Annotated in this window: 10 protein-coding genes; 3 read left to right on the forward strand and 7 right to left on the reverse strand. The window is 59.1% G+C overall.

Features of this window, described 5'->3' with window-relative positions; genetic code table 11:
• The first annotated feature begins 55 nt into the window (after positions 1–55).
• Complete coding sequence (locus G5179_RS18460; RefSeq protein ID WP_201937438.1) at positions 56–820, forward strand: substrate-binding periplasmic protein; 765 nt, start codon at positions 56–58, stop codon at positions 818–820.
• Between the two features lie 8 nt (positions 821–828).
• Here the strand turns inward: G5179_RS18460 and asnC are convergent, their stop codons facing one another.
• Positions 829–1,290 (reverse strand): transcriptional regulator AsnC, encoded by a 462-nt coding sequence (asnC, locus tag G5179_RS18465; protein ID WP_005339783.1) that lies wholly within the window; start codon positions 1,288–1,290, stop codon positions 829–831.
• A 154-nt stretch (positions 1,291–1,444) separates the two neighbouring features.
• Here asnC and asnA point away from each other — a divergent pair, with 154 nt between their 5' ends.
• Positions 1,445–2,437 carry an aspartate--ammonia ligase gene (gene asnA / locus G5179_RS18470; RefSeq protein WP_005339781.1) on the forward strand — a complete coding sequence of 331 codons (993 nt, stop codon included), beginning with the start codon at positions 1,445–1,447 and terminating at the stop codon, positions 2,435–2,437.
• Positions 2,438–2,647: 210 nt separating this feature from the next.
• Here asnA and G5179_RS18475 read toward each other — a convergent pair whose 3' ends face one another.
• The 4 genes from G5179_RS18475 to rluD all read right to left on the reverse strand — a co-directional run bounded on the left by G5179_RS18475 (position 2,648) and on the right by rluD (position 8,139).
• On the reverse strand, positions 2,648–3,472 hold the full coding sequence (locus G5179_RS18475) for an MBL fold metallo-hydrolase (RefSeq protein ID WP_421258870.1): 825 nt from the start codon (positions 3,470–3,472) through the stop codon (positions 2,648–2,650).
• Positions 3,473–3,532: 60 nt separating this feature from the next.
• On the reverse strand, positions 3,533–6,106 hold the full coding sequence (gene clpB, locus G5179_RS18480) for an ATP-dependent chaperone ClpB (RefSeq protein ID WP_421258871.1): 2,574 nt from the start codon (positions 6,104–6,106) through the stop codon (positions 3,533–3,535).
• Between the two features lie 202 nt (positions 6,107–6,308).
• Positions 6,309–7,046 (reverse strand): peptidoglycan editing factor PgeF, encoded by a 738-nt coding sequence (gene pgeF / locus G5179_RS18485; RefSeq protein ID WP_421258872.1) that lies wholly within the window; start codon positions 7,044–7,046, stop codon positions 6,309–6,311.
• A 112-nt stretch (positions 7,047–7,158) separates the two neighbouring features.
• On the reverse strand, positions 7,159–8,139 hold the full coding sequence (rluD, locus tag G5179_RS18490) for a 23S rRNA pseudouridine(1911/1915/1917) synthase RluD (protein WP_005339771.1): 981 nt from the start codon (positions 8,137–8,139) through the stop codon (positions 7,159–7,161).
• A 117-nt stretch (positions 8,140–8,256) separates the two neighbouring features.
• On the opposite strand from rluD, the gene G5179_RS18495 reads away from it, so the two are divergent.
• Positions 8,257–9,012, forward strand: a complete 756-nt coding sequence (locus tag G5179_RS18495) for an outer membrane protein assembly factor BamD (RefSeq protein WP_019446583.1) — start codon at positions 8,257–8,259, stop codon at positions 9,010–9,012.
• Between the two features lie 290 nt (positions 9,013–9,302).
• Here the strand turns inward: G5179_RS18495 and G5179_RS18500 are convergent, their stop codons facing one another.
• Complete coding sequence (locus G5179_RS18500; protein WP_421258873.1) at positions 9,303–10,985, reverse strand: ArnT family glycosyltransferase; 1,683 nt, start codon at positions 10,983–10,985, stop codon at positions 9,303–9,305.
• Positions 10,972–12,339: a UDP-glucose dehydrogenase family protein gene (locus G5179_RS18505; RefSeq protein WP_421258874.1), complete on the reverse strand. Its 1,368-nt coding sequence runs from the start codon at positions 12,337–12,339 to the stop codon at positions 10,972–10,974. The genes G5179_RS18500 and G5179_RS18505 overlap by 14 nt, the downstream gene beginning before the upstream one ends.
• Positions 12,340–12,457 lie beyond the last annotated feature (118 nt).

The following is a 12,457-nucleotide window of genomic DNA, read 5'->3' on the forward strand; positions in this document are numbered from 1 at the left end:
CAATATACTGGAATCAGGTCTTGGAATATCTTCAAACGGGCTCAGGAGACGTAGTTTGCGTGTGATCCCCCTGTTTTGGTTGCTGTTTCCACTCGGATTGCCCGCCAAGGAGCTGGTGATCTGCGGCACCATGGAGCCCCCGCTCAAGTATCTCGATGCCGATCAGAAACCCCGCGGACTCGATATAGACATAGTCACCACCATCTTCGACAAGCTGGAGACGCCCTTTCGGATCGAGCTGGCCGACTCCGGTGCCCGCCTCACCCGCAATGCCGAAACCGGCGCCTGCGACCTGGTGATGACCCACTCCTACAAGGCAGAGCGGGAGAGTTATCTCATCTATCCCCAACAGGCCCATCTTCGCCACAGCTGGCACTTCTTCGTGCGCAAGGCGGACCTGATGAAGATCCGCTACGAAACGCTGGCCGATCTCAAACCCTGGCGCATCGGCGTGACCAAGGATTTCTCCTATACCCCTGAACTGGCAGCAGCCATGACCGACCCGGCCTATCAGTTTCAGGAGATCACCATGAACCAGCTGCAACTGCGCAAACTGCTGGCCGGACGGATCGATACCGTGCCCATGCCGCTGGTCACCGCCTTCACCCAGATCAAGGAAGAGGGGCTGACGGGAAAGATCGATTACCTGCCCAAACCGCTCAAGAGCAGCCCCTACTTCAACACCTGGGCCCGCGCACGGGCGGATGCACAGACCCCAGCCCTGATGGCGGCCTACGATGCCGAACTGCTGCGCATGAAACGCAACGGCAGCCTCAAGGCCCTCTACGACAAGTACGCCATCCCCTATATCGAACCCTGACCAAGGGGTCAGGGTTTCACATCCCGCAGGATAGGGTTTTGCAGCGAAATCAGGGTTTCAGTGGACTGGATCTCGTCGATGGTCTGGATCTTGTTGATCAGCACTATCTGCAGCTCGTCGATGGAGCGGGTCATCACCTTCATGAAGATGCTGTAGTGGCCGGTGGTGTAGTAGGCCTCCACCACTTCGTCCAGCGCCTGCAGCTTGGCCAGCGCCGAGGGGTAATCCTTGGCACTCTTCAGATTGATCCCGATAAAGCAGCAGACGTCGTAACCCAGCTTCTTGGGGTTAACCTGCACCCGTGTCCCCTCGATGATCCCCGCCTGTTTCATCTTCTCCACCCGCACATGGATGGTGCCCGGGCTGACCGCCAGTTGTTTCGCAAGTTCGGCGTAAGGGATCCGCGCATTCTCCATCAGAGCGGTGAGGATGGCCTGATCGAGATTATCGATCCGGTAATTTTCCGGCATTTTTTTGCACTCCAGTTGACGATACCTCATTAAACAACAGCTTATTTTGAAGAAAAAAACACACAAAGCCTATTTCTATTATCGAATATTGAATTTGGTTGGCATTCCGTTGAAGAATCACCACATCCAACGGGGTTTGAAACAGGAATTCAGCATGAAACAGCACTACATTCGCAGCCAACAGCAGATCAGCTTCGTCAAAGAGATGTTCTCCCGCCAACTCGCCCAGCAACTGGGTCTGATGGAGGTGCAAGCCCCCATTCTGAGCCGGGTCGGTGATGGCACTCAGGACAACCTCTCTGGCCATGAGAATGCAGTGCAGGTCAAAGTAAAAACTCTGCCGGATCACAGCTACGAAGTGGTCCATTCACTGGCCAAATGGAAGCGCCAGACCCTGGGTCGCTTCGGCTTCGGTCCGGGCGAAGGGATCTACACCCACATGAAGGCACTGCGTCCGGATGAAGACAAGCTCACCCCCATCCACTCCGTCTACGTGGATCAGTGGGACTGGGAGAAGGTGATGCCGAGCGAGCGCCGCGATCTGGCCTATCTGCAGGAAACCGTGCGCGGCATCTGGGCCGCCATCAAGGCCACCGAGCGCGCAGTCTGCGCCGAGCATGAGCTGACCCCCTTCCTGCCGGCCGAGATCCAGTTCCTGCACAGCGAAGAGCTGCTGGCCCGCTACCCGGATCTCGATGCCAAGGGGCGCGAGCGGGCCATCGCCAAGGAGCTGGGTGCCGTGTTCCTTATCGGTATCGGCGGTGCCCTCTCCCACGGTGAGCGCCACGATGTGCGCGCCCCGGACTACGACGACTGGAGCAGCCACAGCGAGCTGGGTCTGGCAGGTCTGAACGGCGACATTCTGGTGTGGAACCCGGTGCTGCAAGACAGCTTCGAGATCTCCTCCATGGGGATCCGGGTCGATGCCGAGGCGCTGCGTCGCCAGCTGGCCATCACCGGCGACGAGGATCGTCTGCAGTACGACTGGCATCAGGATTTGCTGGCCGCACGGATGCCGCAAACCATCGGTGGCGGCATCGGCCAATCCCGTCTGGCCATGCTGCTGCTGCAAAAAGAGCACATCGGTCAGGTTCAGGTCGGCGTCTGGCCGGCCGAGATGAAAGCCGCCGTGCAAGGCATGCTGTAACGAATGAAGGCCATGCCGGCGCCATCACAGTCGGCATGGCAACAGGCAGGTGGCCGTCGGGGTTGAGCGAGCGCATCCCCGGCAGGCTGTAAGAAGCGAGGCCAGCAGTGGCCGCGCTTCGCAATCGGGGGCTTGCCCCTGCGACCCGCTCAACCCACGTCAGGTCGCTTCACTACATTCCTCCCGGCAATCTTCGGATTGCCGTTTTTTTTACGCCGAAAACCGGAACTCGAACCCGGCTCCGATCTGGCGCTGGTGCGGTAACTCCGCCTTTCTGCTGCCGGTACAGTGACAGGCAAACAACTGATCCACCGCCTCTTCCTGCAGATAGGCACCGAGTGCTACCGCCCGCTCTGGGCCGGAAAACTTCAGGTGCAGGCCGCCGATGACGGCGTGAATCCGCTCATCGCCACACACCTCCTTGGCCCGCTCGATGATGTTTTCGACCCCGGCGTGGCCGCAGCCGATAAAGACGATAAGGCCCTTGGAGCTCTTAAAAGCCAGTGCCGAGTCGTCGCTGATGAGGTCTTTCTCCACCCGCCCACCCCGCACTATGTAGCCGAGCAGCGAAGGCGCAGCCCGGTCGCGCCGCACAATGCTGCCGAGGAACACCAGACGATCCGAGAGCCAAACCGGCTCGGCTGAGCAGTGGGGAAGCAAGCCTCTGGCCGGCAGCGACTCCCGAGCCAGCGCCCCCGACAGGCGATAGAGGTTGCGTCGCCAGAAGGGCAGCGACAGGAAGTAGCCCCGCTCGCAAAACACGTCCGGACAGGCGATGAGCGGGATGGGTCTTGGATAGACGGGCAGCGAGCCGACCCCGCCCACATGGTCATAATGACCGTGGGAGAGCACCACATGGGTGAGCGAGGCGAGATCGATCCCCATCACGGCGGCGTTGTGGCACAGCGCCCGGCCACGGCCGCTATTAAACAGCACCCTGAGGCCGTCACACTCCAGCAGCAGCGCCAACCCTCGCTCGGGCAGACAGCCTGGCAGATGAACGTCGTCATCCACCAGCACGGAAAACTTCAGCATCTCGCTTCCCCTGAAAACAAAACGCAGGCACAAGGCCTGCGTTTTTCATCGGCAATCCCATTACTGGGTCATGGTGAGGCCGTTGCTGTCGGCTCCCAGCAGCAGTTTCTTGCCGGGAACGATGCGACCGGAGAGCAGCGCCTGCGCCAGCGGGTTCTCCACCTTCTGCTGGATCGCCCGCTTGAGGGGTCGTGCCCCGTAGACGGGGTCGAACCCGGCGTGAACCAGCTTGTTGAGCAGCGCTTCGCTCACCTCCACCTCGTAACCCTGAGCCTCCAGACGGCACATCAGGCTCTTGAGCTGGATCCGGGCGATGGACTTGATGTGCTCCTCGCCGAGCGGATGGAACACCACCGTCTCGTCGATCCGGTTGATAAACTCCGGCCGGAAACTGCGGGTCAGCACATCCATCAGCATGGCCTTCATCTCGTCGTAATCCTTCTCGGAGTGGTGCTCCTGAATCAGATCCGAACCAAGGTTGGAGGTCATAATGACCACGGTGTTGCGGAAATCGACGGTACGGCCCTGACCATCGGTCAGGCGGCCATCATCCAGCACCTGCAGCAGGATGTTGAACACATCCGGGTGCGCCTTCTCCACCTCGTCCAGCAGGATCACCGAGTAGGGACGACGGCGTACCGCCTCGGTCAGATAACCGCCCTCTTCATAACCCACGTATCCGGGAGGCGCCCCCACCAGACGGGCCACGCTGTGTTTCTCCATGAACTCGGACATATCGATCCGCACCATGGCATCCTGGGTATCGAACAGGAACTCGGCCAGCGCCTTGCACAGCTCGGTCTTGCCCACCCCGGTGGGCCCCAGGAACAGGAAGGAGCCGATGGGGCGATTCGGATCGGAGAGACCGGCACGGGAGCGACGAATGGCATTGGAGACCGCATCGACCGCCTCCTCCTGACCAATCACCCGGCTGTGCAGCTGATCTTCCATCCGCAGCAGCTTGTCGCGTTCACCTTCCAGCATGCGGGCGACCGGAATCCCGGTCCAGCGGGCCAAGACGTCAGCAATCTCCACGTCGGTGACCCGGTTGCGCAGCAGACTGGTCTCCTGCATCTCGGCTTGCGTGGCGAGATCCAGCTGTTTCTCCAGCTCGGGAATGCGTCCGTACTGCAGCTCGGACATCCGGCCCAGGTCGCCTGCCCGGCGCGCCACGTCGAGATCCTGACGGGCCTGCTCCAGCGCTGCCTTGATGTGCTGGGTGCCGGCAAGGGCGGCCTTTTCGGCCTTCCACACTTCGTCCAGCTCGTTGTATTCCCGATCTTTTTCGCCAATCTCCTGATTGATTAGCTCCAGACGCTTGCGGCTGGCGTCATCGTCCTCTTTCATCAGCGCCTGCTGCTCCAGCTTGAGCTGGATGATGCGCCGCTCGAGACGATCGAGCGCCTCGGGCTTGGAGTCGATCTGCAGCCGGATGCTGGCCGCCGCCTCGTCGATAAGGTCGATGGCCTTGTCCGGCAGCTGGCGATCTGCGATATAGCGGTGGGACAGCTGGGCCGCAGCCACGATGGCGGGATCGGTGATCTGCACATGGTGGTGCAGCTCGTAACGCTCTTTCAGGCCGCGCAGGATGGCGATGGTATCTTCGACTGTCGGCTCTTCCACCAGCACCTTCTGGAAACGGCGCTCCAGCGCGGCATCCTTCTCGATGAACTGGCGATACTCGTCCAGGGTGGTGGCACCGACGCAGTGCAGCTCGCCACGGGCCAGCGCAGGTTTCAGCATGTTGCCCGCGTCCATGGCCCCTTCGCCCTTGCCGGCGCCGACCATGGTGTGCAGCTCGTCGATAAAGAGGATGACGTTGCCCTCCTCCTTGGCGAGATCGGTCAGTACGGCCTTGAGCCGCTCTTCAAACTCGCCGCGATACTTGGCCCCGGCCACCAGCGCCCCCATGTCCAGCGACAGCACCCGCTTGTTCTTGAGCCCTTCCGGCACTTCGCCGTTGATGATGCGCTGGGCCAGCCCCTCGACGATGGCGGTTTTACCGACACCGGGAGCACCGATCAACACGGGGTTGTTCTTGGTGCGGCGTTGCAGCACCTGAATGGTACGGCGGATCTCGTCATCACGGCCGATCACCGGGTCGAGCTTGCCGATTTCGGCCCGCTCGGTCAGATCGATGGTGTACTTCTCCAGCGCCTGACGGTTCTCCTCGGCGTTGGCATCTTCCACCTTCTTGCCGCCACGCACCTTGTCGATGGCCGCTTCGAGTTTCTCTTTGGTCAGCCCCTGAGCACGCAGCAGCTCGCCCAGCGTGCCCTTCTCGTCGAGGGCCGCCAGCACGAACAGTTCGGAGGAGATGAACTGATCCTTGCGCTGCTGGGCCAGTTTGTCGCAGACGTTGAGCAGGCGGCCGAGGCCGTTGGAGAGCTGCACATCCCCTTCCACACCACTGACACGCGGCAGGCGATCCAGCTCCTCGCCAAGGCGGGAGCGCAGGGCATTGATATCCATCCCGGTCAAGGTGAGCAACGGACGGATGGAGCCGCCATCCTGATTGACCAGTGCGGTCATCAGGTGAACGGGTTCGATGAATTGGTGGTCACGACCCAGCGCAAGAGACTGGGCATCGGAAATAGCAATCTGGAATTTGCTGGTAAGGCGATCGAGGCGCATTGCACTCCCCCTTCAAACAGGCAGACGCCGCTTGCGCGGCAAACAACATAACTTTCTGAGATGAAAGATGAGGCCCGTACGGGCTATTTCAAGGGCATGGGCTGGTTATTTTTTCTGCAAAGCGGGGAGAGGGCAGGAGCCCCGCCTCTCTCATACGGCTCTGGTCTTGAGAGAGACGGGGTATTACTTGGCGGGTGATTGCTTAGCGGGCCAACCAGATGAGGGAGGCCATCCGGCCGGTCTGGCCGTCGCGACGATAGGAGTAGAACTGCTCGCTATCGCTGAAGGTGCAGTATTCGCCGCCATAGACGGCGGTAACGCCGGCACGGGCGAGGCGCAGCCGGGCCAGCTGGTAGATATCCGCCAACCATTTGCCGTCGTTGGCGGAAGGCACGAAAGCCGCGACCGCTTCAGCCTGCTCCGCCATAAAGGCTTCGCGCACCTCGCCACCCACTTCAAATGCAGTGGGGCCGATGGCCGGGCCCAACCAGGCCAGGATCTCGCCCGGCTCGCAGCCCATGGCGGCGATGCTCGCCTCCAGCACGCCCTCTTTCAGTCCACGCCAGCCTGCGTGGGCCGCTGCGACCACGGTACCTGCCCGATCGCAGAACAGCACCGGCAGACAGTCAGCAGTCATCACGATGCAGGCCAGCTCCGCCTCATGGGCGCAGGCGGCATCCGCATCCGGCGCCAGCTCATAATGGCTGCTGACCGGATGAACCACGGTGCCGTGCACCTGATTGAGCCAGTTGAGGGGCCCCGGGATGGCGGCCGCCTGCTGCAAGCGAGCACGATTGGCCTCGACTCGCACCGGTTCATCCCCCACGTGGGCACCCAGATTGAGGCCGGCAAAGACCCCTTCACTGACGCCGCCATCCCGGGTGGTCGACAACGCCCTGACACACGCCGGGGCTGGCCAGTCGGGTTCGATCCATTTCATCTGTGACTCCTTCAATTCACCGATATAAAAACGGGGCTCCTGCAAGGGAACCCCGTTTGGCATCTGTTCGGGCCGGATGACGCCAGAAACCGACGCAGCAGGCCCTATCGCATCAGTTCCAGACTAAATCATCCGGATTGGCGAGAGTATCCGCGCGCAGCACTTCCATCAGCTCCACCATGTCTTGCGGTGTAGCTGAATGCCACTGCATCACTTCACCCGTGATGGGGTGAGCCAGTTGCAGCATGGTGGCATGCAGCGCCTGACGGTTGAAGTTGCGCAGTGCCTGGGTCAGCTCGGGGGTCGCGTTGCGCAGCGGGCGCAGACGACCACCATAAGCTGGATCACCCACCAGCGGATGTTTGATATGCGCCATGTGGACACGGATCTGGTGGGTACGGCCGGTCTCCAGACGCAGACGCAGACGGGTGTGGCCACGGAACTTCTCGTGAACCCGGTAGTGAGTTACGGAAGGACGACCATTGGGCACCACGGCCATATGGGTACGCTGGGTCGGGTGACGGCCGATGGGCGCATCAACAGTGCCACCTGCGGTCATGTGACCGATGGCGATCGCTTCGTACTCACGGGTGATCTGGCGCGCCTGCAACGCTTCCACCAGATGGGTCTGGGCGGGTACGGTTTTGGCAACCACCATCAAACCTGTGGTGTCTTTATCCAGACGGTGCACGATACCGGCGCGGGGTACCTCGGCAATGCCGGGGTAGCGGTGCAGCAGGGCGTTGAGGATGGTGCCATCCGGCGTACCTGCACCCGGGTGAACCACCAGTCCGGCCGGTTTGTCGATCACCAGAATGTGTTCATCTTCATAAACGATGTTGAGCTCGATATCCTGGGCATCCCAACGAGTATCATCTTCCAGCTCGACATTCACATGCACCTGCTGCCCGGCCAGAATCTTCTCGCGCGGGGTGTTGGCAACCTGACCGTCCAGGGTCACTCTGTCCTGTAAAATCCACTCCTTGATGCGGGTGCGGGAGTAGTCTGGAAACAATTCGGCCAGGGCCTGGTCGAGTCGCTGCCCGAATTGGTGATCCTGGAATTCGCCTGTCAGTTCAATATGCTGGCTCATGTATGGTCTCTTGAGCGGGGGGTATCAATTCGAAATAATCCGGGTATTCTAGCTTTTCTTTTAGCCAAGCATAACGGATACTTTGCCAATTTCGTGGAAATGGACCGGATGTTGTTGATGGGAAAGAAGTCTCACCTGCTGATGTCGCTCGCCTTGGTCGCTACCTTGATCACAGGCTGTTCCAGCACCAAACCCAAGGTACCCGACGAACCGCCGGAGACCCTGTACCAGAAAGCACGCCTCAAACTGGACGTTGGCAATTACGTGCAAGCCACTGAATTGCTGGAGGCTTTGGACTCTCGCTACCCGTTCGGCGCCTACTCCAACCAGGTGCAGCTTGACCTCATCTATGCCTACTACAAGCAGGATGATACCGCTCAGGCGATCGCCAATATCGACCGTTTTATCCGCCTCAATCCGGCGCATAAAAATATCGATTACGTCTTCTATATGCGCGGCCTGACCAACATGGCGGCGGATTACAACTTCTTCCAGAGCCTGTTCGGTATCGATCGGGACGACAAAGACCCGGCTTATGCCCGTCAGGCATTCCAGGACTTCAAGACCCTGTTGCAGAACTACCCCAACAGTGTCTATGCCGCCGATGCCCGCGCCCGCATGATTGGCCTGAAGAATCGTCTGGCCCGATATGACCTGAGCGTGGCCGAGTATTACGTGAAGCGTGATGCACTGGTCGCGGCCGCCAACCGGGCCAAGCTGATTGTCGAGACCTACCCCGACACAGCCGAAACCGAGAAAGCGCTGGAGATCATGGTCGAGTCTTACGACGCCCTGAAAATGCCGCAGCTGGCCAAGCACGCCCGCGAAGTGCTGGCCAAGAACTACCCGGAGAACCGCCTCGGCCGTGGCTGAGTGATACGGAACAACCGGTAATAAAAAAACCGATGCCAAGGCATCGGTTTTTTTATCTTTGCAATCCACCAATCCGGCTGGGTGAAGTTCCTGCAACCCATAGCGGTCGCGGCCCCTCACACCCCATCTATCCCATTCATTAGCCACCTGCGAGATGGCCGCATCGTGAAGTTCGCTTATCACCAAGGGTTGCAAACCCGCTGTCAGCCCGACGCCAGGCCGGGAAGAGCGGAACCGTCACCACACGGCCATATTGCCTCATACAGTGCCCCTGAATGGGAATAGATGGCTTAATGGCACTGTAATCCTGCCACCAGAGTCAGTAGTTGCCCCTTGTCCGAGCGCAGAGCGGTCTGGGCCAGCAACTGATAGGGAATCCCCTCCAGCAGCTTGACCCTCTCCCCGGCCGTACCATTGACCAACACGGCATCAAACCGGGCATCACGACAGGCAACCACATCCCTCACTTTCTCCCTGTCCAGATTCATTACCTGCATCTGCTCATAGGCAGAGAGCAGACCAAGCTCCGTCTCCCCCAATTGCCAGCCGGCGATGCGATCCCGCTTCTCGAGCGGTATTCCCTCAAGCAACCGGGCCATCTTTCCCGATACTCCCTTGGCGGCATCGATCAAGGGGTAAACCAGTGTAAAGGTGAGCAGAAACATGATGGCCACCGAGCTGGCAACATGAGTAGCGCCATGCACCTCCTTGCGCCGCAACAACAGCGCCAGCGCAATCACGAAGAGCATACTGGCGGGGATATAACGCCACCCCAGCTTGCTGGCGACCTGTAGCACGTCTGCCGGAACATGACTGGCCACCGGTAGTGAAGGGCCCAGCAGAGGTAGCCCTATGACCACGACACAGAACAGCAGCATGAAACAGAGCCATCCCCGACCATAGCGAGCCGTCCATCCCGGCCAGTTCAGGCTGACCTGACCCAGCATGATGGCAAATACCGGCAACAACGGAAAAAGATAGAGGGTGCGCTTGGTGGATGAGAGGGTTAACAGCAAAAGGGTGCCCACTGCCCAGCACAACAGAAATAACCTCTCACGACTCCAGCGTCGCTGTTTGATGGTTTGCCAACCCCAATAGAAAATGAATGGCAACCAGGGGATGGTATATTCAGCCATCCCCAATAAATAATAAAGATATGCCCCTTTCTTGATATGGCCGAGTTCGGTCGAGGTGCCTGTCAGGCGGCCTACCTGATTCTGCCAGAACCACTCATTCCATAAAGCATCGCCATCGACATGATTAATTAATTCACGAATCCACGCTGCCACTGGCAATATAAAACAGAGCAGCATCAGCAGATGCTGCCAGATAAATCCTGGCAGTTTTTTGTCGATGGCGGCACATCTTGCAGCGAAGAAGAATAGCGGGAACCAGCCAAAAAAAACTGTCAGTGGCCCAATAGGACCTTTTGCCATAAAACAGCCCGCCAACCCTATTCCGGCCAGTATCGCCATCCACCGACTGCTTACAAGGTAATATTCTGAAAATGCCCAAAGGGTAAATATGACAAAGAAGGCAAGCGCACTGTCCGTTCTAATCCAGTGCGTGTTGATGATAAATCCTTCCATGGTGCCCAGTGCGATCACCGACCAGATCGCGGCCGATCTATTGCCAAGCAGGCGATAGGCCAGCAGGCCGGTAAAGAGCAGCATACCCGCCGCCCAGACCACGCCCGCCAACCGCAGGCTATTGGTCACCCCCAGCCAGGATTCAAACCCATCAAGAAACGGCAGAGCGGCCATATAGAAGAGCGGCGGCTTCTCGATAAAGCTGTGCCCGCCAAGGGTCGGTACCACCCAATCGCCATTGCGGTACATCTCGAGTGCAATGGCTGCCTCACGCGGCTCGTCAGGGGTCCAGAGCTGATGGTCAAACTGGCCAAACAGCAGCACCAGCGTAACCAGCAGCAACATCCAGCAGAGCGTGCGCTCCGAAATATCAGCACTCTGCATGGCTCATACCTTCTGTAATGGTCTCCCCACGCCCGATGGCATAGTAGGAAAAGCCCAGCCCCTTCATCTTGAGCGGATCGTAGAGATTGCGACCATCGACGATGAGGGGGTGCGCCAGCATCTTCCTGATCTGGGCAAAATCGGGCGCCTTGAACTCGTTCCACTCGGTACAGATGACCAACGCATCCGCCCCCGCCAGCGCTGCCTCCCTGGTCCCCATCAGCGACAGCTCGGGCTGGCAACCATAGATACGCTGTGCCTCCTTCATCGCCACCGGATCGAAGGCCTGCACCCGGGCCCCCTCCTGCCAGAGCGCCTCCATCAACACCCGGCTCGGCGCTTCGCGCATGTCATCCGTATTGGGCTTGAAGGCGAGTCCCCAGATGGCGATGGTCTTGCCCGCCAGCGACTCGCCTCGCTCGTGAAAGTGGCAGGCCAGGGTGTCGAAGAGCTTGAACTTCTGCCGCTCGTTGACCCGCTCCACCGCACGAATAAGCGGCGTGTCGTAGTCGAGGGCCGCTGCAGTCGCCAGAAATGCCCTCACATCCTTGGGGAAACAGGATCCGCCATAACCACAACCGGGATAGATAAACTGGTAGCCGATGCGCTGGTCGGCACCAATCCCCTGCCGCACCAGCTCGATATCGGCACCGACCCGCTCGGCCAGCCCGGCCATCTCGTTGATAAAGCTGATCTTGGTGGCCAGCATGCAGTTGGCGGCGTACTTGGTCAGCTCGGCACTGCGAACATCCATAAACAGAATGCGGTCGTGATTGCGATTAAATGGCTCATACAACTCGCGCATCACGGCTCTGGAACGCTCCTTGCCGGTGCCGATAACAATGCGATCCGGGCGCTGGCAATCCCTGACGGCCGCCCCCTCTTTCAGAAATTCCGGATTGGAGACCACATCGAATTCAAACTGCTTGCCAAGTTCGGCCTGCTGCTCCCTGACCCAGTAAAACACCTTGTCTGCCGTACCAACCGGCACGGTGGATTTGTTGACGATGATCACCTCATCTGCGCGATGCTGGGCAATCGATCTCGCCACCGCCCTGACGGCGCTCAGATCGGCCGAACCATCCTCATCAGGGGGCGTACCGACGGCGATAAATTGCACGTCACCATGGGTAACCGCCATGGGAATATCCGTGCTGAATGTCAGCGAGCCATTTTGCAATGTCTGGTGTAATAACACATCCAGTCCCGGCTCATATATTGGTAATTCGCCATGGGATAATCTATTTATTTTATCTGCATCGAGATCGATACAAACAACCTGGTGCCCTACATCTGCCAATACAATTGCCTGTACCAGTCCGACATAGCCACTGCCAAACACTGTGATATTCATAACGATTTTTCCATAATGCGTAATGATGGAAACTTTACATCCTTTACTCAATTGCACTACGGGCAATTTGTAACAAGCAATGTCAATTCTGAATGACACCCAACCTGTTGAGCAATAG

The organism is Aeromonas sp. 600886 (genome assembly GCF_049174935.1).
Lineage (GTDB): Bacteria > Pseudomonadota > Gammaproteobacteria > Enterobacterales > Aeromonadaceae > Aeromonas > Aeromonas veronii_A.

What these genes read in the sequence shown, in the direction of transcription:
- G5179_RS18495 (WP_019446583.1), top strand. Translation starts at nt 8,257, where the DNA reads ATGGGAAAGAAGTCTCACCTGCTGATGTCGCTCGCCTTGGTCGCTACC.
- G5179_RS18505 (WP_421258874.1), bottom strand. Translation starts at nt 12,339, where the DNA reads ATGAATATCACAGTGTTTGGCAGTGGCTATGTCGGACTGGTACAGGCA.
- asnA (WP_005339781.1), top strand. Translation starts at nt 1,445, where the DNA reads ATGAAACAGCACTACATTCGCAGCCAACAGCAGATCAGCTTCGTCAAA.
- G5179_RS18500 (WP_421258873.1), bottom strand. Translation starts at nt 10,985, where the DNA reads ATGCAGAGTGCTGATATTTCGGAGCGCACGCTCTGCTGGATGTTGCTG.
- asnC (WP_005339783.1), bottom strand. Translation starts at nt 1,290, where the DNA reads ATGCCGGAAAATTACCGGATCGATAATCTCGATCAGGCCATCCTCACC.
- pgeF (WP_421258872.1), bottom strand. Translation starts at nt 7,046, where the DNA reads ATGAAATGGATCGAACCCGACTGGCCAGCCCCGGCGTGTGTCAGGGCG.
- rluD (WP_005339771.1), bottom strand. Translation starts at nt 8,139, where the DNA reads ATGAGCCAGCATATTGAACTGACAGGCGAATTCCAGGATCACCAATTC.
- G5179_RS18475 (WP_421258870.1), bottom strand. Translation starts at nt 3,472, where the DNA reads ATGCTGAAGTTTTCCGTGCTGGTGGATGACGACGTTCATCTGCCAGGC.
- clpB (WP_421258871.1), bottom strand. Translation starts at nt 6,106, where the DNA reads ATGCGCCTCGATCGCCTTACCAGCAAATTCCAGATTGCTATTTCCGAT.